Here is a 25,968-nt window from a genome sequence, read left to right as displayed (position 1 = left end):
TCACGGTCCGGGGGAGGCGATCACTGTGCGGAGGTTCGGAGTGCCGGCTTTGACGGGGACCCTCGACGGGGTCCCGGCGCAGCGGCCGGCGCCGGCGCCGGTGCGGCCGGGACGGGTCCGCGATCTACGGGGGTCGGGGGCCGGGGGGTCGAGACGGCTGGGCTTCGTGGCGGGGGACATCGTGGTGGTCTCCGGCCTGCCCGGCGGCGGCAAGAGCACGCTGATCAAGCGGGCCGCGGGGGGCGGCGCGATCGACTCGCAGGACACGCGGGAGCGGTGGGAGCGGCGGACGCGGGGGGTGCTTCCGTACGCCGTGTACCGGCCGGTGGTGCGGGTGGCGCACTACTGGGGGCTGTGGCGGGTGGTGCGCTCGGGGGCGTCGGTGGTGGTGCACGACTGCGGGAGCCAGGCGTGGGTGCGGCGGCTCCTGGCGGGGGCGGCGCGCAGGCGCGGCCGGGCGCTGCACCTGCTGCTGCTGGACGCCACGGCGGGGGAGGCGCTGGCCGGGCAGGCGGAGCGCGGGCGGCGGGTGTCGGCGTACGCGTTCGCCCACCACCGGGCGGCGGCGGCCCGCCTGATCCGCGCCGCGGAAGCGGGCCGCCCGCCGACGGGCTGCGCATCGGTCACCCTCCTGGACCGCCCCGCCGCCGCCGCGGTCACCCGCATCACGTTCCACTAGCGCGGCCCCCTCTCCCTCCCGGGGCGCCGCCCCGGACCCGCGCCTCGAAGGCCGGCGCGGGCCGAAGGGGGCGGGCCGGGCGCTGTCCACCAAGGCGGCGTGGCCGTCCGGCGCGGCCCAGGCAAGGTGACTCCCCCCCCGCCGGGCGCCCCGGGTACGAGCTGCCGTACGAAGCGCAGAGCACCTCCGGCCCTTGCGGGCACCCCGCCGGGCAGCCCGGCACTCGCCGCGTGCCCGCCCGCGCACCGGCGTTCGACCAGGGGGACCTCCCGGCGGAGCCGGGTTTCCCGGGGCGCCCGCCCCACACCCCACGCCCCGGAGCCCGCGCGCCGGCGGGGCCGGTCTGGCCGGGGGTTCGACTCGGGGGCGGGGTCCTTCCGGTACCGGCAGGCGGCGGTGTGACCCGGCGGTCGGAGGGAGGGGCGGACGGATTAGGGTCAGCGGGACAACGCGGAGCGACAGGCGGAGGCGGCACATGCACGGCGGCGGGTGGCCCGACAACGAGTTGGAACACGTGCTCGGCGCGGCCCTGGGACAGGCGGACGCCGGGGCCCGCATCCTGGAGGTGCTCGGCCGCAGCCGGGTCTGGGTCCCGCTGCCCACCGGCGGCAGCCCCGATCAGACCGCCCTGAACCTCCCGACCATGCTCATCGGCGGCGAGGCCTACGTCCCCGTCTACAGCTCCGAGGCCCAGTTCCTTGTCTGCGTCGGCCCCGCCATGGACTTCGCCGTCGCTCCCGCCGTCGAGTTCGCCCGCGGCCTGCCCCCGCAGCTCGGCATCGCCCTCAACCCCGAGGGCGCCGTCGGCGTCCCGCTCCCGCCGCCCGCCGTCGCGGAGCTCTGCCGCACCGGCCGCACCCCCCTCGACGGCCCCGCCACCGGCGGCCGCGTCCGGCTCTTCGAGCCCGACTGGCAGGACGACCCGGTGGATTTCCTCGCCGCCGCCGCAGAGGAGTTCCGCGCCATCGGCGTGGTCGCCGCCGCCCACCGCTGCCTCGCCAGCGTCGAGGGCGGAGCGCCGCAGCTGTACATCGGTGTCCGACTGGTGGGATGGGACACCGAGTCGCGCAGCGCCCCGCTGGAGGCCCTTGGCCGCGCCCTGACCCGCGTACCTCCGCCCTGGCCCGTGCAGTTGATCCTCCTCGACGCCGCCCAGGACCCGGTGGTCGACCACATCCGTGAGCGCGTACGCCCCTTCTACCTCCCCTAGGGCCGCTTAAGCTGGGGGCCGATACGCGTGGATGACGGGCGGACGAAGAGGGGTACCGGGTGAGTGCGTCAGGCACGGCCGCGGCCGGGCAGGTCGAGCACATGCTGCGCCAGGTGACTCCCGGGCGCTATGAGAGCTACGAGTCGCTCCTGCACGCCCTCGCCGAGGGCCGCCTGTGGATGCTGCTCTGGCAGGGCAGGCCGGGATCACCGGACGCCCAGTACGGCGGCATGGAGGTCGACGGCCTGGGCTACGCGCCCTGTGTGACCTCCCCGCAGGAACTGGCCGCCAGCGGATGGAACCGCGGCTACGAGGTCGTCACCGGCCGGGACATCGCCCGCGCGCTGTACCCGGACCGCTGGGGCCTGTGGCTCAACCCCCACGCCCAGGGCGGCGGCCTCGGCCTCCCCTGGGCGGACCTGCGCCGGATCGCCACCGGCCTCGACCGGATGCCGGCCGGTCCGCTGCGACTGTCCGAGCCGGCGCTGGAGCTCCCACAGTTCTACGGGCTGTTGACCCAGCACGCGCACCGCACGCCCGCCGTGCGCTCGCTCCGCCGCGCCTGGGTGCAGCCGTCGCTGGGGTCGGCGTACCTGGCGGTGGGGCTGGACCTGTACGACGCCTCCGCGCCCGCGCTGGAGTCCGTACGGGAGATGATGCGGCAGTCGGTCGGGGCGGTGCCCGAGGGCGTCCCGGTGTGCACCGTCGCGCTCGCGGACGAGCACGATCCGGTGGCGATGTGGCTGCGTTCGCAGACCCGCCCGTTCTACGACCGCGAGGGCCAGGCTCCCTCGTACTAGGCCGTAACGGGACGCCCCACCCGAGTCGCGCGCGCCGGAATATTTCCCTCCGCAAGCGTGCCCATGTTTTGAGACAGCGATAACGAGCCATCACGAGGCCGCCGGGACCCACGGTCCCCGGCGGCCTTCGACTTGCCCGGATATCGCCGCCATTGTCAGCCTGAAAAGCACTCTCCGCATGCGAGTTGGGGCAGATGTCCGGTTGCGTACCGAACAGACGGTCTTGCTCCGCTGAGGTGTGAGCGCAGTCCGGATAACGGGAATCGAAGCGTCAGATCACGGTTGCGCATCCATTCAACTGCGGGTCTGGCGGCTGGTCGAGCGCCCGATGAAGACTCCCCACCCAAGAGCCGCTCAGTCCTCCAGGACGCGGTTCGAGACGTGATCCGCACCCGTGGTCCCGCACCGCGGTTCCCGCAGCACTTCCCGCACTTCCTGCACTTCACACGCGTTCAGCGTGTCCCACGCACTCCGAGCGCCACTCCGCACCAACGCCGCCACAGCGGCGGGCATGGGCCGGCACACCCGTCGGCCGAGAGGGGTCCCCACCACGATGACGGCACCACTGCACGACACGAGCGCGGAGACGCCCGCACCCGTGTCCGTAGCCGACGTCCCTGCCAAGGCCATCGAAGGCCGCTCGCCCGGCCGCATCGCCTGGATGCGGCTCAAGCGCGACAAGGTCGCGCTGACCGGCGGCGTGGTCGTGATCTTCCTGATCCTGGTGGCGGTCTTCGCGCCGCAGATCGTGAGCCTGTTGGGCCACCCGCCCAACGAGTTCCACGAGGACATGATCGATCCCGACCTCGGCACGCCGATCGGCTCGTTCGGCGGCGTGAGTTCCGACTTCCTGCTGGGCGTCGAACCCACCAACGGGCGCGACGTTTTCAGCCGGATCGTCTACGGCGCCCGCATCTCCCTGATCGTCGCCTTCCTCGCGGCCTTCGTCTCGGTCGTCATCGGCAGCCTGCTGGGCGCGCTCGCCGGCTTCCTCGGCGGCTGGGTCGACGGCATCATCAGCCGCCTGATGGACCTGCTGCTGGCCTTCCCGCAGTTGCTGTTCACCATCGCGCTCGTCTCGGTGGTGCCCAACAGCCTTCTGGGGCTGGAGGGTTCCAGCGTCCGCATGGCGGTGCTGATCCTCGTCATCGGCTTCTTCGGCTGGCCGTACATCGGCCGCATCGTCCGAGGCCAGACGATGTCGCTGCGGGAGCGGGAGTACGTGGAGGCGGCACGCAGCCTCGGCGCGGGCCGCGGGTACATCCTGATCAAGGAACTCCTGCCCAACCTGGTCGCGCCGATCCTCGTCTACTCGACACTGATCATCCCGACCAACATCCTGACCGAAGCGGCCCTCAGCTTCCTCGGCGCCGGCGTCAAGCCGCCCACCGCCTCCTGGGGAAAGATGCTGTCCGACGCCATCCCCATCTACCAGGACGACCCCATGTACATGGTGGTTCCCGGTATCACGATCTTCATCACCGTCCTGGCGTTCAACCTCTTCGGGGACGGGCTGCGCGACGCACTCGACCCCAAGGGCAGCTGAACCGCTCTTTCGATTCACCCACTTCTGGAGGTTGGACAACCGTGATCCGCAGAAAGCAGGCACTCGCGATCACCGCCGTGATCGCCGCCCTGTCGCTGACCGCCGCGTGCGGTGGCGACGACACCAAGAAGGCGGAGGGCGACAAGGGCGACAAGGGCTACAGCGGTGCCGCCACCGGCGTCGTGAACGCCTCCGACGCCAAGGGCGGTGAGCTCAAGCTCTGGTCCCCCCAGGACGTCGACTTCCTTGACCCGGCGCGTGCCTACTACGGCTTCGTGTGGAACATGCAGCGCCTCTTCATACGCCAGCTCTACGCGTACGACAGCAAGCCGGGCGCCGCGGGCACCAAGCTGGTCCCGGACCTCGCCGAGGGCGAGCCCGTCCTGAGCAACGACGGCAAGACGTACACCGTCAAGATCAAGGACGGCGTGAAGTTCGAGGACGGCACGCCGATCACCTCGAAGGACTTCAAGTACGGCATCGAGCGCGTCTTCGCGCAGGACGTGCTGGCCGGCGGCCCGACCTACCTGATCGACCAGCTCGACCAGGGCCAGAAGTACCAGGGTCCCTACAAGGACACCGACCCGGACAAGATGGGGCTGAAGTCCGTCCAGACGCCGGACGACCACACGGTCGTCTTCAACCTGGCGAGCGCGAACTCCGACTTCAAGTACCTGCTGGCCATGCCTTCCTCCTCGCCCGTCCCGGCGGGCAAGGACACGGGGGCCACCTACACCAACAAGCCCGTCTCCACCGGCCCTTACAAGGTCGAGAGCTTCGCCTCGGGCAAGGGCGCGACCTTCGTCCGCAACGAGAACTGGGATCCGAAGACCGACACGATCCGCAAGGGTCTGCCGGACAAGGTCACCTTCACGGTCACCACCAACCCGGACGACATGGACCAGCGTCTGCTCTCCGGCGACATCGACCTCGCCGTCGACGGCACCGGTGTCCAGCAGGCCGCGAAGAACAAGATCCTCAAGGACGCGAACCTCAAGAAGAACGCGGACAACCCCTTCACGGGCTACATCCGTTACTTCGCCTTCCCGCAGACGGTCGCGCCGTTCGAGAACGTCGAGTGCCGCAAGGCCGTCATCTACGCGGCCGACCCCAAGTCGCTCCAGAACGCCCGCGGTGGCCCGACCAGCGGTGACCTCGGCGCGAACATGCTGCCGCCCGGTGTCCCCGGCGCCGACAAGTCCTACGACCCGTGGAACCTGACGGCCGGCAAGCCGCAGGAGGACAAGGCGAAGGCCGCCCTCAAGGCGTGCGGCAAGCCGGACGGCTTCGAGACCACCATCGCGGTCCGCAACAACAAGGCCCCCGAGGTCAAGACGGCCGAGTCCCTCCAGGCCTCGCTCGCCAAGGTCGGCATCAAGGCCACGATCGACCAGTACGACGGCAAGCTCTCCTCCTCCACCATCGGTTCGCCCGACAACGTGAAGAAGAAGAACTACGGAATCATCGTCATGGGCTGGGGCGCCGACTACAACTCCGGCGCGGGCTTCCTCCAGCCGCTGGTCGACGGATCGTTCATCGCGCAGACCGGCAACAACAACTACACGATGCTCGACGACCCCGAGGTCAACGGGCTCTTCGACAAGGCCGCCGCGGCCGCCACGCCCGACGCCGCAGCGCCGTTCTACACCGACATCAACAAGAAGATCATGGAGAAGGCGCTCTACCTGCCGATCAACTTCGACAAGGCGCTCGTCTACCACAACCCGCGCCTGACGAACGTCTACTTCAACGACTCCATGGGCAAGATCGACCTCGCCGTCGTCGGCGTCGCCAAGTAGCCCGCGGGCACGGCAGCAGTAGTCGGCGCCCAGTCGTCCGACCGTCCGGCGGCCCCGCGAGGCGGCCGCCGGACACCAGTAGGTCAGCAAGTACGTAAGTAAGTGCCTTCACCGCACATGCGCTAGTCCGAAGGGCAGGTGAAGGCCGCAGGCGGCGGTCGTCGTCCCCACGAGGGGCGGCGACCGCCCGCCCCGGGCGGCCGACTGCAGTGCTCGTCTACCTCATACGGCGGCTGTTCAACGTCGCCGCCACGCTGCTGGTGGTCTCCGTGGTCACCTTCGGCATCTTCTTCGCGGTCCCGAAACTGACCGGCAGCGATCCCGCGCTCATGTACGCCGGCCGCGAGACCAACCCGACCGCCCTGGCCGGCATTCGCGTGAAGATGGGCTTCGACAAACCCATCTCCGAGCAGTACTGGGTGTTCCTCAAGGGCATCTTCGTCGGCCGCGACTACGACGCCGGCACCGAGGTCACGCACTGCGCGGCACCGTGCTTCGGCTACTCCTTCAAGAGCGAGGCCCCCGTCTGGGAGACCATGCTCGACCGCATGCCCGTCACCCTCTCGCTCGCCCTCGGCGCGGCCGTGATCTGGGTGATCGCCGGTGTGGCCACCGGAGTGGTCTCCGCGCTCAAACGCAGGACCGCCATCGACCGGACCGTGATGATCGGAGCGCTCGCCGGCGTATCCCTGCCGATCTTCTTCACCGGCATGGTGGCGCCCGCGATCTTCGTCTACGGCCTGGGCTGGTTGGACGTGTCCAACTACAAACCCCTGACCGAGGATCCACTGGCCTGGCTCAACAGCCTGATCCTGCCCTGGGTCACCCTGGCCTTCCTCTTCGCCGCCACCTACGCCCGCATCACCCGCGCCACCATGCTGGAGGTCCTCGGCGAGGACTACATCCGCACGGCCCGCGCCAAGGGCCTCACGGAGGGCGTGGTCATCCGCAAGCACGCCCTGCGCTCCACGCTCACCCCGATCGTCACCATGTTCGGCCTCGACCTCGGCGGCCTCCTCGGCGGCGCGGTGCTCACGGAGACGACCTTCAACTTCCAGGGCCTGGGAACGGCGGCCGTCGCCGCCATCAGCCAGGGTGACCTCCCCGTCATCATGGGCGTCACCATGCTCGCCGCACTGTTCGTGGTCCTGGCCAACCTGATCGTGGACCTGCTGTACGCCGTCATCGACCCGCGCGTGAGGCTGACGTGACCGACAACCCCTCCAGCTCCGCCGAACCCGTGTTCGTGCCCGAGCAGGCGAAGCCCGAATCCCGGGCCTCGGCGACGTCCTTCCTGTCCGTACGCGACCTCCAGGTCCACTTCCCGACCGACGACGGGCTGGTCAAGTCCGTCGACGGGCTCTCCTTCGACCTCGAACGAGGCAAGACGCTCGGCATCGTCGGCGAGTCCGGCTCCGGCAAGTCGGTGACCTCGCTGGCCATCATGGGCCTGCACCGCACCGGCCAGGCCCGCAGCCGCCCGCACATCTCCGGCGAGGTCGTGCTCGACGGCGAGGACCTCGTCCGGGCCGACGCCGACCACGTGCGCAAGCTCCGCGGCCGCAAGATGGCGATGGTCTTCCAGGACCCCCTGTCCGCGATGCACCCGTACTACTCCGTCGGCAAGCAGATCATCGAGGCGTACCGGACCCACAACGACGTCGACAAGAAGACGGCCCGCACGCGGGCCGTCGAGATGCTCGACCGCGTGGGCATCCCGGAACCCCACCGGCGCGTGGACGGGTACCCCCACGAGTTCTCCGGCGGCATGCGCCAGCGCGCGATGATCGCGATGGCACTGGTCAACAACCCCGAACTGCTCATCGCGGACGAGCCCACGACCGCCCTGGACGTCACCGTCCAGGCGCAGATCCTGGACCTGATCCGCGACCTCCAGAAGGAGTTCGGCTCCGCCGTCATCATGATCACGCACGACCTCGGCGTCGTCGCCGAGATGGCCGACGACATCCTCGTGATGTACGGCGGCCGGTGCGTCGAGCGCGGCACCGCCGAGAAGGTCTTCTACGAGCCCCGCCACCCCTACACCTGGGGCCTGCTCGGCTCGATGCCGCGCATCGACCGCGAGCAGACCGAGCGCCTGATCCCGGTCAAGGGCTCCCCGCCCAGCCTCATCAACATCCCGAGCGGCTGCGCCTTCAACCCCAGGTGCCCCTACGCCGACGTACCCAAGGGCGGCATCACCCGCACCCAGCGCCCCGAGCTGACCCAGGACGACACCCGGCACTGGTCCGCCTGCCACATGTCGCAGGAGGAGCGGACCCGGATCTGGACCGAAGAGATTGCGCCGAAGCTGTGACCGACATGAACAAGACGGGTGCGCGGACGGGTGCGCCGCAGGCCGCCGAGGCCTCAGGGGCGTCCGTGGCCGAGGAGCCGCTCCTCAAGGTGACGGGGCTGGTCAAGCACTTCCCCATCAACAAGGGGCTGCTGCGCCGCCAGACCGGAGCGGTCAAGGCCGTCGACGGGATCGACTTCGACGTCCGCCGGGGTGAGACCCTCGGCATCGTCGGCGAGTCCGGCTGCGGCAAGTCCACGATGGGTCGGCTGATCACGCGTCTGCTCGAACCGAGCAGCGGGACGGTCGAGTTCGAGGGCAAGGACATCACCCACCTCGGTGTGGTCGGCATGCGGCCGTTGCGCCGCGACGTCCAGATGATCTTCCAGGACCCGTACGGCTCGCTGAACCCCCGCCACACGGTCGGCACGATCGTCGGAGCGCCGTTCAAGCTCCAGAAGGTCACCCCCGAGGGCGGCGTCAAGGCGGAGGTCCAGCGGCTGCTGTCGCTGGTGGGCCTCAACCCCGAGCACTACAACCGTTACCCGCACGAGTTCTCCGGCGGCCAGCGCCAGCGCATCGGCATCGCCCGGGCCCTGGCCCTCAAGCCGAAGCTGGTCGTCGCGGACGAGCCGGTGTCGGCGCTGGACGTGTCGATCCAGGCCCAGGTGGTGAACCTGCTGGACGACCTCCAGGAGGAGCTCGGCCTGACCTACGTGATCATCGCGCACGACCTGTCGGTCATCCGGCACGTCTCCGACCGGATCGCGGTGATGTACCTCGGCAAGATCGTGGAGCTGGCGGACCGCGACGCGCTGTACCACGCGCCGATGCACCCGTACACGAACGCGCTGATGTCGGCCGTGCCGGTGCCGGACCCGAGGCGGCGCGGCGCCAAGAGCGGTCGCATCCTGCTCAAGGGCGACGTGCCCTCGCCCATCTCGCCGCCGAGCGGCTGCCGTTTCCACACCCGCTGCTGGAAGGCGACGGAGCTGTGCACCACGCAGGAGCCGCCGCTGGTCGCCCTCAAGACCGGGCACCAGGTCGCCTGCCACCACCCGGAGAACGCCCCCGACCAGGCGCCGGGCGACAAGGCGCTGCCGGGCGCGGCGGAAGCGGTGGAGACGCCCACCGTGTAGCGCGAGGCGTCCCCCCTGTCCCTCCCCCGGGGTAGTGGCCGGGGGTGGACGCGGCGCCGGGGTCCCGGGGCGGCCACGCCCGGGGGCTCCGGCCCTGCATGCCGGCCCGGCCTGCCGTGCCGTGCCTGGCGTGCCCGCCCGGCCTGGTCAGGGGCCGGGCCTTGTCCGGGGCGCCGCCCGCACCCCGCACAATGGGGGCGTGTCCCACGATCTCTTCCCGCCCGAGATCCAGCACGCCCTGGACCTCGCGGGCATCTTTGTCTTCGCCACCGCCGGCGCGCTGCTCGCCGTCCGCAAGAACTTCGACGTCTTCGGCATCTGCGTGCTCGCGCTCGTCACCGCCCTCGGCGGTGGACTCCTGCGCGACCTGGTGATCGGGGCCGTCCCGCCGGCCGCGTTCGGCGAGCTCAGCTTCTTCCTGACCCCGCTGGTCGCCGCCGCGATCGTCTTCTTCCTGCACCCCGAGGTCCAGCGGATCAACCGCGCCATCAACGTCTTCGACGCCGCCGGGCTCGGGCTCTTCTGCGTCTCCGGCACCACGAAGGCCTACGAGTACGGACTGGGGCTCACCGCGTGCGCCGCGCTGGGAGTGGCGACGGCGGTCGGCGGCGGCGTCATGCGCGACGTCCTCGCGGGCGGCGTCCCCTCGCTGCTGCGCGACCGGGAGATGTACGCGGTCCCGGCCGTGGTCGGGGCCTCGATGGTGGCCCTGTTCATCGGCTTCGACAAGCTGAACGGTTTCACCACGGGCGTCGCGATCGTCACCGCCTTCGTGCTCAGGCTGCTCGCGATCCGGTACCACTGGCGGGCGCCACTGGCCTGGAACCGCCGCTCCGCGGTGGCCGAAGAGCCGTAACACCGCCGTAGCAGAGCAAAGCTACCGCTTAGTAGCATGCCGGTGTACCGTCGCCTCATGTCACACACAGCGGCCCAGGCGGCCATCGGAGACAGCGAGTTCGACCGCGACACCGCCATCGCCCCCCGAACGGGCGAGCCCGGGACGTACGACACGGAACTCTCCGCGGGTTGGACCATCATCACCGCCGTCAACGGCGGATATCTGCTGGCCCTGGTCGGCCGGGCACTGGCGGCGGCCTTGCCGCACCCGGACCCGTTCACCGTCTCCGCCCACTACCTGACCTCCTCCGTGCCCGGCCCCGCCGTGATCCGCACGCAGGTCGTCCGCACCGGTCGCACCCTGTCCACCGGCCAGGCCTCGCTCTTCCAGTACGACGAGAACGGCGCGGAGATCGAGCGCATCCGGGTCCTCGCCTCCTACGGCGACCTCGACTCGCTGCCCGACTCCGTCCACACCACCGCGCGGCCCCCGGCCATCCCGGCGTACGAGGACTGCCTCGGCCCGGAAGCCGGCCCGGCGCCCATCCCGGGCAGCTCCGCGATCGTGGACCGGCTGCGGCTTCGGCTGGACCCCGCGACGGCCGGCTGGGCCGTCGGCGCGCCGTCCGGCAAGGGCGAGATGCGTGCCTGGTTCGAGCTCGCCGACGGCCGGGACGCGGACCCGCTCTCCCTGCTGCTGGCGGTGGACGCGTTGCCGCCGACCTCCTTCGACCTGGGCCTGATGGGCTGGACCCCGACCGTGGAACTCACCACCCACGTCCGCCACCGGCCGGCCCCGGGCCCGCTGCGCGTCGCCATCACCACGCGCAACCTGGCCGGCGGCTTCCTGGAGGAAGACGCCGAGGTCTGGGACTCGGCGGACCGCCTGGTGGCCCAATCCCGCCAACTGGCCCGCGCCCCTCGCCCCTAGCCCCCGCCCGCGCCGCCGACTCCCGCCTCCGCCCCGCCGGCGCTCGCCGCGCCGGGCGGCAAAGCGGGCCCGCGTTGGCCTGTCGGGCGGTGGGGCGGGCGGGCCGGGGTCGGGGGGTTCGGGGTGGTGGTGGGGCCGGAGGGGTCCCGGGCGGTGGGGGGCTCGTAGAATCGGGGGATCATGGCCTACCTCGATCACGCCGCAACCACGCCGATGCTGCCGGAGGCGGCTGCGGCGATGACCGCGCAGTTCGCCGCCACGGGTAACGCGTCCTCCCTCCACGCCGCCGGCCGCCGCGCCCGCCGCACCGTCGAGGAGGCGCGCGAGGCACTCGCCGAAGCCCTCGGCGCGCGCCCGAGCGAGGTGGTCTTCACCGCCGGCGGCACCGAGGCCGACAACCTCGCCGTCAAGGGCCTCTACTGGGCCCGTCGCGACCAGGACCCCGCCCGAACCCGCGTCCTCGCCAGCCCCGTCGAACACCACGCCGTCCTCGACGCCGTCCACTGGCTCGCCGAGCACGAGGGCGCACAGGTCGAGTACCTGCCCGTGGACCGGTACGGGCGCGTCCGCCCCGAGGCCTTCCGCGAGGCGGTGGAACGCAACCCCGAAGACATCGCCCTCGCCACCGTCATGTGGGCCAACAACGAGATCGGGACCGTCCTGCCGGTCCGAGAACTCGCCGCCATCGCGGGCGAGTTCGCCATCCCCATGCACTCCGACGCCGTCCAGGCCTTCGGGCAGCTCGACGTCCGCTTCGGCGACAGCGGTCTGGCCGCCATGACCGTCAGCGGCCACAAGGTCGGCGGCCCCTACGGCATCGGCGCCCTGCTGCTCGGCCGCGACCAGAGCCCCGTACCCGTCCTGCACGGCGGCGGCCAGGAGCGGCACGTGCGCTCCGGCACCCTGGACGTGCCCGCCATCGCCGCCTTCGCGGTCGCCGCCGTCCTCGCCGCCGAACGGCGCGAGGCCTTCGCCGCCCGCGTCGGCGCCCTGCGCGACGAGCTGGTCACCGCCGTCCTTCGGGAAGTGCCCGACGCCGTCCTGGGCGGGGACCCCACCGAGCGGCTCCCCGCCAACGCCCACTTCAGCTTCCCCGGCTGCGAAGGCGACTCCCTGTTGCTGCTCCTCGACGCCCAGGGCATCGAGTGCTCCACCGGCTCCGCCTGCACGGCGGGCGTGGCGCAGCCCAGCCACGTCCTGCTCGCCACCGGCACCGATCCCGAGCTGGCCCGCGGCACCCTGCGGTTCTCCCTGGGCCACACCTCCACCAAGGAGGACGTCACCGCCGTGGCCGCCGCCATCGGCCCCGCCGTGGCGCGCGCCCGCACGGCGGGCCTCAGCTAGGCCGCCCCCGGCCCGGTCCGGCCGGCTCTCGCCCCCCGGCCCGGTCCGGCCGGCCCGCCCCCGCCTCAGCCGGCTCCGGGCGGCGCCCCGGCGCGCAGGGCCTCGCCGACCATGCGCAGGTACCGGCCCCAGTCCCACAGCGGGCCGGGATCGGTGTGGTCGGCGCCCGGGACCTCGGAGTGGCCCAGGATGTGCTTGCGGTCGACGGGTATGCCGTACCTACGGCACACATCGGCCGCCAGCCGGGCCGACGCCGCGTACATCGCGTCGGTGAAGTCCCGCGGCCGGTCGACGAACCCCTCGTGCTCGATGCCGACGCTGCGCTCGTTCATCGAGCGGTTCCCCGAGTGGAAGGCCACGTCCAGCTCGCGGACCATCTGCTCCACATGCCCGTCCTGGCGGACTATGTAGTGCGCCGACGCCTTGTGCCAGGGGTTCTTGAAGGCGTCCACCGAGGTCTGGAAACTGCCTTGCGTGACATGGACGACGATCCGGTCCACCCGGTAGTCCTCCGGGCGGTCCGCCCGGCGCCAGTTCGCCGGCGAGGCCGCCGTCCAGCTCGCGCCCGCGTGGTCCAGCGCCCCCTCCTGCCGCGGCTTGGACACCCCCGGCACCAGCCACCACGCGCGCCCGATCTCATCCCGCCCCGCGATCACCGCCACCGCGAAGATCCCGAGCCCACCGAAGAGCACTGCCCTGCGGGTCCTGCCCTTGTCGCCCATGTGATCCACCCCCCGTACCCGAGAACGCGCTGGGACCCCGCCCGGTTCCCCCGTACTCTGGACGGTGCTATGACTGAGAACCTGCCGCGCACCGCCCGTCCACTCCGCGTCCTGGCCGCCATGTCCGGCGGTGTGGACTCCGCCGTCGCCGCCGCCCGCGCGGTCGAAGCCGGGCACGACGTGACCGGCGTCCACCTCGCGCTCTCCGCGAACCCGCAGTCCTTCCGGACCGGCGCCCGCGGCTGCTGCACCATCGAGGACTCGCGCGACGCCCGCCGCGCCGCCGACGTCATCGGCATCCCCTTCTACGTCTGGGACCTCGCCGAACGCTTCCGCGAGGACGTCGTGGAGGACTTCGTCGCCGAGTACGAGGCCGGGCGCACCCCCAACCCCTGCCTGCGGTGCAACGAGAAGATCAAGTTCGCGGCGCTGCTCGACAAGGCCCTCGCCCTCGGCTTCGACGCCGTGTGCACCGGCCACTACGCCACCGTCGTACTGAACGAGGACGGGACGCGCGAGCTGCACCGCGCCTCCGACATGGCCAAGGACCAGTCGTACGTCCTCGGCGTCCTCGACGAGAAGCAGCTCGCCCACGCCCTCTTCCCGCTCGGCGACACCCTCACCACCAAGGACGAGATCCGCGCCGAGGCGGAGCGCCGGGGCCTGGCCGTCGCGAAGAAGCCCGACAGCCACGACATCTGCTTCATCGCGGACGGCGACACCCAGGGCTTCCTCGCGAGCCGGCTGGGCAAGGCCGAGGGCGACATCGTGGACGGGACCACCGGTGAGAAGGTCGGCACGCACGACGGCGCCTTCGGCTTCACCATCGGCCAGCGCAAGGGCCTGCGGATCGGCCACCCCGCGCCCGACGGCAAGCCGCGCTACGTCCTCGACATCTCGCCCGTGAACAACACCGTGACCGTCGGCCCCGTCGAGGCCCTCGACGTCAGTGCCCTCACCGCCATCCGCCCCCGCTGGTGCGGCTCCACCCCGGCCGCCCCCGGGACGTACACCGCCCAGCTGCGCGCCCACGGCGGCGAGAGCGAGGTCTTCGCCGAGATGGTGGACGGCGAGCTGCGCGTCTCCTTCACCGAACCGGTGCGCGGTGTGGCCCCCGGCCAGGCGATCGTGCTCTACGACGGCACGCGCGTGGTCGGCTCCGCCACCATCGCCACCACCACCCGCGCCGCCGCCGCGAACGTCTAAACCGGCTCGGGCCACCGGCCCGGCCCCGGCACCTCGGCTCACCGGCTCAGGTCAGTGCTCAGACCACCGTCAGGACGATCTTGCCGGTGGTCCGGCCCTGCTCGCCGATCTCGTGGGCCTTCGCCGCCTGCTCCAGCGGCAGCACCGTGTCGACGACCACGCGGAGCTTGCCCGCCTCGACGAGCGCGGCGATCTCCCGCAGGCCGAGGTGGTCCGGCTCCACGAGCATCCAGGAGGCGTGCACGCCCTCCGGGTCCTCCGGGAGGCCGTCCGGGCCCGGCAGGGTGATCAGGTGTCCGCCCTGCTTGAGTACCTTCAGCGAGCGCTGCCCGTGGTCCCCGCCGACCGCGTCGAGCACGACGTCCACCTCGGATACGACGTCCTCGAAGTCGGTGGTCCGGTAGTCGACGACCTCGTCGGCGCCCAGCTCGCGCAGCAGCTCGTGCTTGCCCGCGCTGGCGGTGCCGATCACGTACGCGCCGCGGGCCTTGGCGATCTGTACCGCCAGGTGACCGACGCCGCCGGCCGCCGCGTGGATCAGCACCCGCCGGCCCTCGGTGACCCCGGCCGTGTCCACCAGTGCCTGCCAGGCGGTCAGCGCGGCCAGCGGCAGGGCCGCCGCCTGCACGTGGTCCAAGGAGGCGGGCTTGCGCGCGAAGTGCCGGGCCGGGGCGACCACGTACTCGGCGTAGCCGCCCGCCTGGCGCGGGAAGTTCGGCATGCCGTAGACCTCGTCGCCCGCGCGGTACAGCGTCACGCCCGGGCCGACCGCCTCGACGGTGCCCGAGACGTCCCAGCCGACCATCGGGACGTCGCCCCAGCCGATGAGGGCGCCACTGGCACGGGTCTTGAAGTCCACCGGGTTCACGCCGGCCGCGTGGACCCGCACGAGGATCTCGTTCAGACCCGGCTCGGGCCGCTCGGCCTCGACCTCGGTGAGAACCTCGGGTCCACCCCACTGGCTGACGACGACCGCACGCATGACTGTCTCCTTCGTAGCGCTCTGTTGCGCTCTGTGGTGCTCGGGGCCGGTTGTTCCGGCCGATGGCACCAGCTTGGCCGCTCGCGGGACCACATGGTGTTGGCCGGACGGCCACCATGTGACAGGATCTGGCCATGTCCGCTTTGCATCGAATCGCCGTACTCGCCCTCGAAGGTGTCGCCCCCTTCGAGCTCGGCATGCCCTCCAGGGTCTTCGGGAACGCCCGCGCCGAGGACGGTGGCAGCCTCTACGAGGTCACCGTCTGCACCGCCGACGGCCTCCCGGTGGCCAGCGACGCGGGCTTCACCGTCGGCGTCCGCGCGGGCCCCGAGGCCCTCGCGGCGGCCGACACCGTGATCGTCCCGCCGACCCACGCCATGCCCGGGCTGCTGCGCGGCGAACCCCTGCCCGCGGTCCTCGCCGACGCCCTCGCGGCCATCCGCCCCGGCACCCGCATCGTGTCCATCTGCACCGGCTCCGAGGTGCTCGCCGCCGCCGGACTGCTCGACGGCCGGCCCGCCACCACCCACTGGGGGCACGCGCCGGAGTTCCAGCGGGCCTTCCCCCGCGTCAAGCTCGACGAGGACGTGCTCTTCGTCGACGACGGCGACATCCTCACCTCCGCCGGGGTCGCCGCCGGCATCGACCTCTGCCTCTACCTCGTGCGCGCCGACCACGGCACCGCCGTCGCCAACCGCGCCGCGCGGATGTGCGTCGTACCGCCCTGGCGTGACGGCGGACAGGCCCAGTACATCGACCGGCCCGTGCCCGAACCCACCGTCGCCACCACCACCGCCACCCGGGCCTGGGCCCTGGAGCGACTCGCCCAACCCCTCACCCTGGCCGAGCTGGCCGCGCACGCGAGGATGAGCCTGCGCACCTTCACCCGGCGCTTCCGCGACGAGGTCGGCATGACCCCCGTCCAGTGGCTCACCGGCCAGCGCCTGGACCTGGCACGGCAGTTGCTGGAATCCAGCGACCTGCCCGTCGACCTCGTCGCCCACCGCTCCGGATTCGGTTCCGCGAGCTCCCTGCGCCAGCACATGCGGGCGACCCTGGGCATCTCCCCGATCGCCTACCGGCGCACCTACCGCCCGGCCCTCGTCGCGGCATGACCCGCGAGGTAATCGCCGCACCGGCCGCGGCACGGCAGGATCGAGCCAACGGCCCGGACCACCGGGACAGCCCAGAGGGGAGACAGTCATGACCGCGTACGCCATCGGCCACATACGTCCCGAGACCATGAACGAGGAGATCCTGCGCTACATCGAGGAGATCCAGGCCACCATGGACCCCTTCGAAGGCCGCTTCCTCGTCCACGGGGCCGAGGTGGAGGTCATGGAAGGCACCTTCCCCGGCGCGCTCGTCGTGATCGGCTTCCCGGACATCGAGCGGGCCCGCGCCTGGTACGCGTCCCCCGCCTACCAGGCCCTCATCCCGCTGCGCACCCGTCACATCCCCGGCGAGATCATCCTGGTCGACGGCGTCCCGCCGGGCTACGACGCCCGCAAGACCGCCGCCGGACTGCGCGAGGCCGCCGGCCTCTGACCGCGGGCCCCCGCCGCACCCCGAGGGGGACGACGACTGCCTCCGGGGTGCGAGCATGGCCACATGGCTACTCACCTGATCACCGGTGCCGGATCGGGCATCGGCGCCGCCGTCGCCGCCCGCCTCCACGCTCGCGGCGACGACCTCGTCCTGCTCGCCCGTGACGCCGGCCGCGCCAGGCAGCTCACGGACCGGTACCCCGGCGCCCGCGCGCTCGTCGGCGACCTCGCCGACCCCGACCGGCTCTCCTGGGCGTTCTCCAAGCAGGCCGTCCCCGAGCGGATCGACTCCCTCCTGCACATCGCCGGCATCGTCGACCTCGGACCGGTCGGGGAACTGCGCCCCAAGACCTGGCACCAGCAGCTCAACGTCAACCTCATCGCCCCCGCCGAGGTCACCCGCCTGCTGCTGCCCACCCTGCGCGCCTCGCGCGCGACCGTCGTCTTCGTGAACTCCGGCGCCGGCCTGAACGCCCACGCGGACTGGAGTGCCTACGCCGCCTCCAAGCACGGCCTCAGGGCGCTCGCCGACTCCCTGCGCGAGGAGGAGAAGGAGCACGGCATCCGCGTCACCTCCGTCTACCCGGGCCGCACCGCGAGCCCGATGCAGGCCAAGGTGCACTCGCAGGAGGGCAAGGAGTACGACCCCGCCGCCTGGATCGACCCCGAATCGGTGGCCACCACCATCGTCATGGCCGTCGACCTGCCCCGCGACGCCGAGGTGCACGACCTGTCCGTGAGGCCCGGCCGATGACCGCGAACGCCACCGGCGTCGGCTCGCTGCCCGGCGGCGACGCCCGCGAGGCGGCCAAGACCGCCACCGGTTCCTTCGAGCAGTTCCCGTACCTCCCCGAACTGCCCGCCCGCGGGCCCGGCGCGGACATGATCGGCCGCACCCTCGGGCTGCTCGTGGAGATGTACGCGCACGTCGAACCCAGCGGCTGGCGGATCAGTGACCGCCCCGGCCGCGACACCCGGCGCTCCCGGTCCTGGCTGGGAGAGGACCTCGACGCACTGGAGGAGTTCACCCAGGGGTACCGCGGCAAGCTCAAGGTCCAGGCCGTGGGCCCGTGGACCTTGGCCGCGGCCCTGGAGCTGCACGGCGGTGAGGCCGTGCTCCAGGACCCCGGCGCCTGCCGTGACCTGGCCGCGTCCCTCGCCGAGGGGCTGCGCGAGCACCTGGCCGACGTACGCCGACGGGTACCCGGCGCCGAGATCGTGCTCCAGTTCGACGAGCCGTCGCTGACCGCCGTCCTGCTCGGCCGGGTCCGCTCCGCGAGCGGCTACCGCACCTACCGGGCGGTCGACCGGCAGGTGGTCGAGGGCACGCTCCGCGACCTGTTCGCCGTCACGGAGTCCGTCGGGGGCGGTGAGGTGATCGTCCACTCGTGCGCCCCCGAGGTGCCCTTCGCCCTCCTGCGGCGAGCCGGTGCCTCGGGCGCTTCGTTCGATTTCTCCTTGCTCACCGAGCGCGAGGACGACGCCATCGGCGAAGCGGTCGAGGACGGCCTGAGGCTCTTCGCCGGAGTGGTGCCGGGCACCGACGCCCCGTTGTCGGACCCGGGCGGTAGCGTCATGGGTGTCAGGAAGCTTTGGCGCAGGCTGGGGCTGGCTCCGGGGACTCTGGCCGAGTCCGTCGTGGTCACCCCGTCGTGCGGTCTCGCGGGCGCCTCGCCCGCCTACGCCCGCGCGGCACAGGCGCACTGCGTCAGAGCGGCGAGGTCGCTCGCCGACAACCCTGAGTGACGGTCGAGACGGGCCACGGGAGGACACGGCATGGCAGCCGAACAGAAGCAGGCAAGCGACACGACGGCACCGGCGGCGGTGCGCGAACAGCACGCGCTGCTCGCCGAGCAGGTCGAGGAGCACCGCTTCCGGTACTACGTGAACGACCAGCCGGTCGTCAGCGACGCCGAGTTCGACCAGCTGCTGCGCTCGCTGGAGGCCCTGGAGGAGGAGTACCCGGAGCTGCGCACCCCGGACTCGCCCACCCAGAAGGTGTCCGGGGCGTACGAGACGGACTTCGCCTCCGTCCAGCACCGTGAGCGCATGCTCTCGCTCGACAACGCCTTCGACGACGAGGAACTGGCGACCTGGGCCGAGCGGGTCGCCCGGGACGTGAACACCGGCGACTACCACTACCTCTGCGAGCTGAAGGTGGACGGCCTCGCCGTCAACCTCACCTACGAGAACGGCCGCCTCACCCGCGCCGCCACCCGCGGCGACGGCCGCACCGGCGAGGACATCACGCCCAACGTCCGCACCATCGCGGAGATCCCCGACCGCCTGAAGGGCGATCGGATCCCCAAGCTGGTGGAGATCCGCGGTGAAGTCTTCTTCCCGATGGAGAAGTTCGAGGAGCTCAACGCCCGTCTCGTCGAGGCGGGCGACAAGCCCTTCGCCAACCCGCGCAACGCGGCGGCCGGTTCGCTGCGGCAGAAGGACCCGAAGGTCACCGCGACCCGGCCGCTGCACATGGTCGTCCACGGCATCGGGGCCCGCGAGGGCCTCGACATCGACAAGCTCTCCCAGGCGTACGGGCTGCTCGGTGAGTGGGGCCTGCCGACCGCCCGGCACAACAAGGTGGTCTCGTCACTCGAAGAGGTCCGCGAGTTCATCGCCTATTTCGGCGAGAACCGGCACTCCGTGGAACACGAGATCGACGGCGTGGTCGTCAAGCTCGACGAGATCCCGCTCCAGGGGCGGCTCGGTTCCACCGCGCGCGCGCCGCGCTGGGCCATCGCCTGGAAGTACGCCCCGGAAGAGGTCAACACCAAGCTGATCGACATCAAGGTCGGCGTCGGCCGTACCGGGCGCGTCACCCCGTACGCCCAGGTCGAGCCGGTGACCGTGGCCGGCTCCGAGGTCGAGTTCGCGACCCTGCACAACCAGGAGGTCGTCAAGGCCAAGGGCGTGCTCATCGGGGACACCGTCGTGCTGCGCAAGGCGGGGGACGTCATCCCCGAGATCCTGGGCCCGGTGGTGGACCTGCGCGACGGCACCGAGCGCGAGTTCGTGATGCCCGCCGAGTGCCCCGAGTGCGCCGCGCCGCTGCGGCCCATGAAGGAAGGCGACATCGACCTGCGCTGCCCCAACGGGCAGACGTGCCCCGCCCAAGTGCGCGAGCGGTTGTTCTACCTGGTCGGCCGGCAGTGCCTCGACATCGAGAACTTCGGCAAGGTCGCCGCGGCCGCGCTGACCAGACCGCTGGAGCCGGCCTCCCCCCCGATGCTTGACGAGGGGGACCTGTTCACCCTCACCATCGAGGACCTGCTGCCCATCAAGGCGTACGTGCTCGACCAGGACAGCGGACTGCCCAAGCGGGACCCGAAGACGGGCGAGGAGAAGATCGTCCGCGTCTTCGCCAACCAGAAGGGCGAACCCAAGAAGAACGCCCTGGCGATGCTCCGGAACATCGAAGCCGCCAAGGACCGCCCCCTGGCCCGCATCATCAACGGCCTGTCCATCCGTCATGTCGGACCCGTCGCCGCCGAGGCCCTCGCCCGCGAATTCCGGTCGATCGAGCGCATCGAACAGGCCACCGAGGAAGAGCTGGCCGCGACGGACGGCGTCGGCGCGATCATCGCCGCCTCCCTCAAGGAGTGGTTCGCCGTCGCCTGGCACCAGGAGATCCTGCGGAAGTGGCGCGAAGCCGGTGTCCGGATGGAGGAGGAGGGTTCCGGCGAAGAGGTGGGGCCGCGTCCGCTGGAGGGCATGACCGTCGTGGTCACCGGCACCCTCCGCAGCCACACCCGTGACGGGGCCAAGGAGGCCCTACAGAGCCGGGGCGCCAAGGTCACGGGCTCCGTGTCGAAGAAGACCTCCTTCGTCGTCGTCGGCGACAACCCGGGCTCGAAGTACGACAAGGCCGTGCAGTTGAAGCTCCCGATCCTCGACGACGAGGGCTTCGCGGTGCTGCTGGAACAGGGTCCCGACGCCGCCCGCGCCGTAGCCCTCCCGGTGGACGGCGCCACCGAAGCGGAGTAATCACCGGATGAACGCCTTTCCGGGCAGCGGCGGAGGCGAACCGATGCGTGGCGTGCGGCCGTACGGGCGGGCGCACGCCCCGCGCGGGACCCGGGGTAAACGGCTCATACAAGCCTGGTGGCGGGGCCGTGAGCTGTCGGATCATCGCATGGGTGACCTCGAAGTCCTGGTCTAAACTCACCTGTTCGGCGGATACCGTACTGATGAGGATGGCTGGGTCGCATTCGGGCAACCGCCGCCGACCGCTGCCCTTGGGAGCCTCTCGCGTCCTACTGTTGAGGGGTGCGCCTGTCGTGCACGGCTGCCTGATGCGCTTTCAGCCGTGGTGGCATGACACAGGGGCCATCGCGTGACATCGGCATCGCCGGCTGTGAGAGGGACGGGCATGAAACCCACCGAAAGCGCCGACCCGTCACCTGAATTCGGCGGGGAACCCCCGTCCATACGGACGGGCCGGATCGGTGTCCTGGGTGCCAGGACACCGGAGACGCGCACGCCGGACACCGGGGCGGGCGCGAACGGCGGACAAGGGCGCACCGTGCTGCCCTTCGCCATTGTCGGCCTGGCCGTCGCCGTACTGGCGGCCGGCATCGTCTCCGCCCTGACGGAAGGTCACGCGCTGTTCCCCGGTGGGCCCGTGGGCTGGGCGCTCGCCCTCCTCACCGGGATCATCGTCGGTCACCTCGTGGCACTCGGCCGCGACCGCTGGTGGGGCGGCACCGGCTCGGGAGCCGCGCTCACCCTCGGTGTGCTCCTCCTCTACGGATGGGTCCCCGCCGGACTCGTCTCCCTGGCCGTGGTCTCGCTCGTCGGGGCCGCCCGCCGCCACCGCTGGCGCCAAGGCCTGCTGCACGGGTCCGCCGACATCCTCGGCATCGGCGCCGGCGCCCTCGTCCTGACGGCCTTCGGCGAGACACCGACCGTGGAGGTCCCCTGGCTGCCCACCACCTGGGAGCCGGCGGCGATCCCCGAGGTGGTCCTCGTCGCGGTCGCCTACCTGCTGGTGACCAGGATCGTCCTGTGGTTCGCGCTCGCCCCGCGCGGCGCCGGACTGCCCACCGTCGCCCGCACCGCCCTGCTGCGGCAGGCGCTCGTCGCCGCCGCGCTGCTCGGCATCGCCCCGCTGATCTGTGTCGTCGCCTGCACCCAGCCGGTACTGCTGCCGCTGTTCGCCGTACCGCTCATCGCACTGGACTCCACCCTGTGGATCGCCCGCGCCCGCGCCGAGGAACAACTGCGCGACCCGCTCACCGGCCTGCCCAACCGGCAGTGGCTGCTGGAGCGCACCTGGTCGGCGCTGGACGAGGCTGAACGTTTGGGCACCCGCTCCGCCCTCGTCCTCATCGACCTCGACCGCTTCCGCGCCGTCAACGACACCCTCGGCCACCTCGCCGGGGACCGGCTGCTCCTCCAGATCGCCGAACGGCTGCGGCAGGCGCTCCCGCCGGACGCCGAGGCGGCCCGCCTCGGCGGTGACGAGTTCGCCGTCCTGCTGCCGCTCGCCGACTCCACCACCAGCGCCCAGCGCGTCGCCCGAAACCTGGTCTCCGAGCTCAGCTCCCCGCTCGACCTCGACGGCCTCACCCTCGTCCTGGAGGCCAGCGCCGGCCTCGCCGTCTTCCCCGACCACGCCCTGGACGCGGAAGGCCTGCTGCGGCGGGCCGACGTCGCCATGTACCAGGCCAAACGGGACCGCACCGGCGTCGAGGTGTACGAGTCCAAGCGGGACAGCAACACGCCCGACCGGCTCGGCCTCCTCGGAGACCTCCGCAGGGCGCTCGACGCGGGAGAGGTCGAACTCCACTACCAGCCGAAGGTCGGCTTTGACGGGAAGGTGGCCGGCCTCGAAGCGCTCGTGCGCTGGGTCCACCCCGAGAGGGGGCGGGTCTCCCCGGACGAGTTCATCGCCATCGCGGAGACCTCCGGCCTCATGCCGCACCTGACGGAGTACGTCCTGGAGACGGCCCTGGCCCAGGTGGCCCGCTGGCGCGCCCAGGGCCTCAAGGTGCCGGTCGCCGTGAACGTCTCGCCGCGCGATGTCCACACCCCCGGCTTCGCGGGAGCCGTGGCCGCCAGACTGGCCCGGCACGGGGTCCCGGCGAGCGGCCTCCAGCTGGAGATAACGGAACACGTGCTGCTGGAGGACCCGCAGCGGGCGGCGGACACCATGGCCGGGCTGACCGGCCACGGGGTGAAGATGTCCCTGGACGACTTCGGCACCGGCTACTCCTCTTTGGTACACCTGCGGCGGCTGCCGGTCAGCGAACTCAAGATCGACCGCTCGTTCGTGGCGCGGTTGGCCGTGGACGCCCAGGACGCCGAGATCGTCCGTTGCACCGTGGACCTCGCGCACTCGCTGGGCCTGCTGGTCGTCGCCGAGGGCGTCGAGGACGACGAGACCTGGGAGCGGCTGCGGGACCTGGGCTGCGACGCCGTCCAGGGCTGGCTGGTCGCCGCCGCCATGCCCCCGCAGGAGGCCACGGCCTGGCTCCTGGCCCGCGGTGAACGCGGTTGGCGCCGCCCGGCGGACATCACGGCCGAACTCGCCGCCGCGGCGGCCAAGGAATCCCAGGCCGCCTCCTGAGCCCCCGCCCCGGGCCCGCCCGGCGGCGGCGCACCGCCGTGTGGACGGCCGGATCTTCCGCCCGCCTCGGGCGCGGACGGCGCCGAGCCCGGGGCCGTCGAGGCTCGGGGGTGGTCCCGGGTCTTCCAGCCCCGCCGGCGGTTGAGGCGCGGGTCCGGGCGGCGCCCGGCGGGGCACCGCGCAGCGGCCCGCGCGGCGCTCCCGGCGGCCGACGCGGCAAACCGTTTAGTGGCTGCGGCCCCCCGCCCCATAGGATTGGCAGCGAAACCTACACACTCACCACCCCCAGAGGATCGCTGCATGCCTGGCATCACGCGCGAGGAGGTCGCCCACCTCGCTCGGCTGGCACGTCTGGAGCTCAAGGCCGAAGAGCTGGACCACTTCGCCGGACAGCTCGACGACATCATCGGCGCGGTCGCCCGCGTATCCGAGGTCGCCGACCAAGACGTCCCGCCGACCTCCCACCCGCTGCCGCTGACCAACGTCATGCGCGCGGACGAGGTCCGTCCGTCGCTCACCCCCGAGCAGGCGCTTTCCGGCGCTCCCGCCCAGGAGCAGCAGCGTTTCAAGGTGCCGCAGATCCTGGGGGAGGACTAACAACCATGGCTGACACCATCATCATCAAGCTCACCGCCGCCGAGACCGCCGAGAAGATCGCCTCCGGCGAACTCACGGCCGTCGAGGTCACCGAGGCCCACCTGGCCCGCATCGAGGCGACCGACGAGAAGGTCCACGCCTTCCTCCACGTCGACCGCGAAGGCGCCCTCGCCCAGGCCCGCGCCGTCGACGCCAAGCGGGAGCGCGGCGAGAAGCTCGGCCCGCTGGCCGGCGTACCGCTCGCCCTCAAGGACATCTTCACGACGGTCGGCGTCCCGACCACCGTCGGCTCGAAGATGCTCGAAGGGTGGATCCCGCCCTACGACGCCACTCTGACGCGCAGGCTCAAGGAAGCCGACGTCGTCATCCTCGGCAAGACCAACATGGACGAGTTCGCCATGGGGTCCTCCACCGAGAACAGCGCGTACGGCCCCACCGGCAACCCGTGGGACCTCACCCGCATCCCCGGCGGCTCCGGCGGCGGCTCCGCCGCGGCCCTCGCCGCCTTCCAGGCGCCCCTCGCCATCGGCACGGACACCGGCGGCTCCATCCGTCAGCCCGCCGCCGTCACGGCCACCGTCGGCGTCAAGCCCACGTACGGCTCGGTCTCCCGCTACGGCATGGTCGCCTTCTCCTCCTCCCTCGACCAGGGCGGCCCCTGCGCCCGTACGGTCCTGGACGCGGCCCTGCTCCACGAGGTGATCGCCGGTCACGACCCGATGGACTCCACCTCCATCGACGCCCCGGTCCCGCCGGTCGTCGAGGCGGCGCGAAACGGCTCCGTCACCGGCATGCGCGTCGGCGTGGTCAAGCAGTTCGCGGGCGAGGGCTACCAGGCCGGTGTCGTCCAGCGCTTCAACGAGTCGGTCGAGCTCCTCAAGGAACTCGGCGCCGAGATCGTCGAGCTGGACTGCCCGTCCTTCGACCTCGCCATGGCCGCGTACTACCTGATCGCCCCGTCCGAGGCCTCTTCGAACCTGGCCCGCTTCGACGGTCTGCGCTACGGCCTGCGCGTCGGCGACGACGGCACCCTGTCCGCCGAGGACGTCACCGCCCTGACCCGCGAAGCCGGCTTCGGCGACGAGGTCAAGCGCCGCATCATCCTCGGCACGTACGCGCTCAGCTCCGGCTACTACGACGCGTACTACGGCTCGGCCCAGAAGGTGCGCACGCTGATCTCGAAGGACTTCGAGAAGTCCTTCGAGCAGGTCGACGTGATCGTCTCCCCGACGACCCCGACCACCGCCTTCCCGATCGGCGAGCGCACCGACGACCCCCTGGCGATGTACCTGGCCGACCTGTGCACCATCCCGACCAACCTGGCCGGCAACTCCGCCATGTCGCTCCCCTGCGGCCTGGCACCGGAGGACGGCCTGCCGGTCGGACTGCAGATCATCGCCCCCGCCATGAAGGACGACCGGCTGTACAAGGTCGGTGCCGCTGTCGAGGCCGCCTTCACGGAGCGTTGGGGTCACCCGCTGCTTGAGGAGGCTCCGTCGCTGTGAGTGGTAGCGCACTGTCCAAGGCCAAGGGCTTCAAGAAGTCCAAGTCCGGTACGTACCTGTCGATCGGCACCACCGCCTTCGGTGCCATCAGCGTGATCAAGCAGGCCAAGAAGGCCCGCACCGAGAACGACACGCTGAAGCTGGTCGACGCCGTTGTGTCCGCCGCCGCCATCGTCACCGGCCTCGCGATCCTGTACCGCGAGCTGAAGCGTCTCGGCGACGACGACGTCCTGCTGGGCTGAGAGGGAAGTTTCACT

The 25,968-nt window shown here is 71.7% G+C and carries 23 protein-coding genes; 21 read left to right on the top strand and 2 right to left on the bottom strand.

What is annotated here, in order from left to right; translation table 11 throughout:
- Positions 1–19 precede the first annotated feature (19 nt).
- The 11 genes from ACV7NM_RS10370 (at position 20) to ACV7NM_RS10320 (ending at position 12,581) form a co-directional block, all read left to right on the top strand.
- On the top strand, positions 20–679 hold the full coding sequence (locus ACV7NM_RS10370) for an AAA family ATPase (protein WP_463413888.1): 660 nt from the start codon (positions 20–22) through the stop codon (positions 677–679).
- A gap of 475 nt (positions 680–1,154) precedes the next feature.
- Positions 1,155–1,889: an enhanced serine sensitivity protein SseB gene (locus ACV7NM_RS10365; protein ID WP_463410029.1), complete on the top strand. Its 735-nt coding sequence runs from the start codon at positions 1,155–1,157 to the stop codon at positions 1,887–1,889.
- A gap of 59 nt (positions 1,890–1,948) precedes the next feature.
- Positions 1,949–2,689, top strand: a complete 741-nt coding sequence (locus tag ACV7NM_RS10360; protein WP_136214523.1) for an enhanced serine sensitivity protein SseB C-terminal domain-containing protein — start codon at positions 1,949–1,951, stop codon at positions 2,687–2,689.
- 553 nt (positions 2,690–3,242) lie between these two features.
- Positions 3,243–4,235 (top strand): ABC transporter permease, encoded by a 993-nt coding sequence (locus ACV7NM_RS10355; protein WP_463410028.1) that lies wholly within the window; start codon positions 3,243–3,245, stop codon positions 4,233–4,235.
- Positions 4,236–4,276: 41 nt separating this feature from the next.
- Positions 4,277–6,034 carry an ABC transporter substrate-binding protein gene (locus ACV7NM_RS10350; protein ID WP_463410027.1) on the top strand — a complete coding sequence of 586 codons (1,758 nt, stop codon included), beginning with the start codon at positions 4,277–4,279 and terminating at the stop codon, positions 6,032–6,034.
- 209 nt (positions 6,035–6,243) lie between these two features.
- Positions 6,244–7,245 (top strand): ABC transporter permease, encoded by a 1,002-nt coding sequence (locus ACV7NM_RS10345; RefSeq protein WP_463410026.1) that lies wholly within the window; start codon positions 6,244–6,246, stop codon positions 7,243–7,245.
- A gap of 29 nt (positions 7,246–7,274) precedes the next feature.
- Entirely contained in the window at positions 7,275–8,351 is a 1,077-nt protein-coding gene (locus ACV7NM_RS10340) for an ABC transporter ATP-binding protein (protein ID WP_463413887.1), read from the top strand.
- Between the two features lie 5 nt (positions 8,352–8,356).
- Positions 8,357–9,469, top strand: coding sequence for an ABC transporter ATP-binding protein (locus ACV7NM_RS10335; protein WP_463410025.1), 1,113 nt, complete (start codon positions 8,357–8,359; stop codon positions 9,467–9,469).
- Between the two features lie 199 nt (positions 9,470–9,668).
- Entirely contained in the window at positions 9,669–10,325 is a 657-nt protein-coding gene (locus ACV7NM_RS10330) for a trimeric intracellular cation channel family protein (RefSeq protein ID WP_463410024.1), read from the top strand.
- Between the two features lie 57 nt (positions 10,326–10,382).
- Complete coding sequence (locus tag ACV7NM_RS10325; RefSeq protein WP_463410023.1) at positions 10,383–11,237, top strand: thioesterase family protein; 855 nt, start codon at positions 10,383–10,385, stop codon at positions 11,235–11,237.
- Positions 11,238–11,417: 180 nt separating this feature from the next.
- Positions 11,418–12,581, top strand: a complete 1,164-nt coding sequence (locus ACV7NM_RS10320; protein WP_463410022.1) for a cysteine desulfurase family protein — start codon at positions 11,418–11,420, stop codon at positions 12,579–12,581.
- A 65-nt stretch (positions 12,582–12,646) separates the two neighbouring features.
- Here the strand turns inward: ACV7NM_RS10320 and ACV7NM_RS10315 are convergent, their stop codons facing one another.
- Positions 12,647–13,303 (bottom strand): N-acetylmuramoyl-L-alanine amidase, encoded by a 657-nt coding sequence (locus ACV7NM_RS10315; protein WP_463410021.1) that lies wholly within the window; start codon positions 13,301–13,303, stop codon positions 12,647–12,649.
- Positions 13,304–13,372: 69 nt separating this feature from the next.
- Between ACV7NM_RS10315 and mnmA the strand changes: the two genes are divergently transcribed.
- Positions 13,373–14,509, top strand: a complete 1,137-nt coding sequence (mnmA, locus tag ACV7NM_RS10310) for a tRNA 2-thiouridine(34) synthase MnmA (RefSeq protein WP_463410020.1) — start codon at positions 13,373–13,375, stop codon at positions 14,507–14,509.
- Positions 14,510–14,567: 58 nt separating this feature from the next.
- Here the strand turns inward: mnmA and ACV7NM_RS10305 are convergent, their stop codons facing one another.
- On the bottom strand, positions 14,568–15,491 hold the full coding sequence (locus ACV7NM_RS10305) for an NADP-dependent oxidoreductase (RefSeq protein WP_463410019.1): 924 nt from the start codon (positions 15,489–15,491) through the stop codon (positions 14,568–14,570).
- A 134-nt stretch (positions 15,492–15,625) separates the two neighbouring features.
- Here ACV7NM_RS10305 and ACV7NM_RS10300 point away from each other — a divergent pair, with 134 nt between their 5' ends.
- From ACV7NM_RS10300 to ACV7NM_RS10260, 9 genes are all read left to right on the top strand, one after another.
- Positions 15,626–16,606: a GlxA family transcriptional regulator gene (locus ACV7NM_RS10300; RefSeq protein WP_463410018.1), complete on the top strand. Its 981-nt coding sequence runs from the start codon at positions 15,626–15,628 to the stop codon at positions 16,604–16,606.
- Positions 16,607–16,694: 88 nt separating this feature from the next.
- Positions 16,695–17,039 (top strand): DUF1330 domain-containing protein, encoded by a 345-nt coding sequence (locus ACV7NM_RS10295; protein WP_463410017.1) that lies wholly within the window; start codon positions 16,695–16,697, stop codon positions 17,037–17,039.
- A 63-nt stretch (positions 17,040–17,102) separates the two neighbouring features.
- A complete protein-coding gene (locus ACV7NM_RS10290) occupies positions 17,103–17,792 on the top strand; it encodes an SDR family oxidoreductase (RefSeq protein ID WP_463410016.1) in 690 nt (229 codons plus the stop codon).
- A complete protein-coding gene (locus ACV7NM_RS10285) occupies positions 17,789–18,784 on the top strand; it encodes a methionine synthase (RefSeq protein ID WP_463410015.1) in 996 nt (331 codons plus the stop codon). Before ACV7NM_RS10290 ends, ACV7NM_RS10285 begins: the two co-directional genes overlap by 4 nt.
- A 30-nt stretch (positions 18,785–18,814) precedes the next feature.
- On the top strand, positions 18,815–21,025 hold the full coding sequence (gene ligA, locus ACV7NM_RS10280; protein ID WP_463410014.1) for an NAD-dependent DNA ligase LigA: 2,211 nt from the start codon (positions 18,815–18,817) through the stop codon (positions 21,023–21,025).
- A gap of 385 nt (positions 21,026–21,410) precedes the next feature.
- Positions 21,411–23,609, top strand: a complete 2,199-nt coding sequence (locus ACV7NM_RS10275) for a putative bifunctional diguanylate cyclase/phosphodiesterase (RefSeq protein ID WP_463410013.1) — start codon at positions 21,411–21,413, stop codon at positions 23,607–23,609.
- Between the two features lie 300 nt (positions 23,610–23,909).
- Positions 23,910–24,206, top strand: coding sequence for an Asp-tRNA(Asn)/Glu-tRNA(Gln) amidotransferase subunit GatC (gatC, locus tag ACV7NM_RS10270; protein ID WP_010984178.1), 297 nt, complete (start codon positions 23,910–23,912; stop codon positions 24,204–24,206).
- A gap of 5 nt (positions 24,207–24,211) precedes the next feature.
- Positions 24,212–25,711: an Asp-tRNA(Asn)/Glu-tRNA(Gln) amidotransferase subunit GatA gene (gene gatA / locus ACV7NM_RS10265; protein ID WP_463410012.1), complete on the top strand. Its 1,500-nt coding sequence runs from the start codon at positions 24,212–24,214 to the stop codon at positions 25,709–25,711.
- On the top strand, positions 25,708–25,953 hold the full coding sequence (locus ACV7NM_RS10260; protein WP_136214541.1) for a hypothetical protein: 246 nt from the start codon (positions 25,708–25,710) through the stop codon (positions 25,951–25,953). The genes gatA and ACV7NM_RS10260 overlap by 4 nt, the downstream gene beginning before the upstream one ends.
- Positions 25,954–25,968 lie beyond the last annotated feature (15 nt).

Source organism: Streptomyces sp. Tek67B01 (assembly GCF_055231995.1).
The sequence above is the reverse complement of the archived record's forward strand: the minus strand, read 5'-3'. Positions and strand labels throughout refer to the sequence as shown.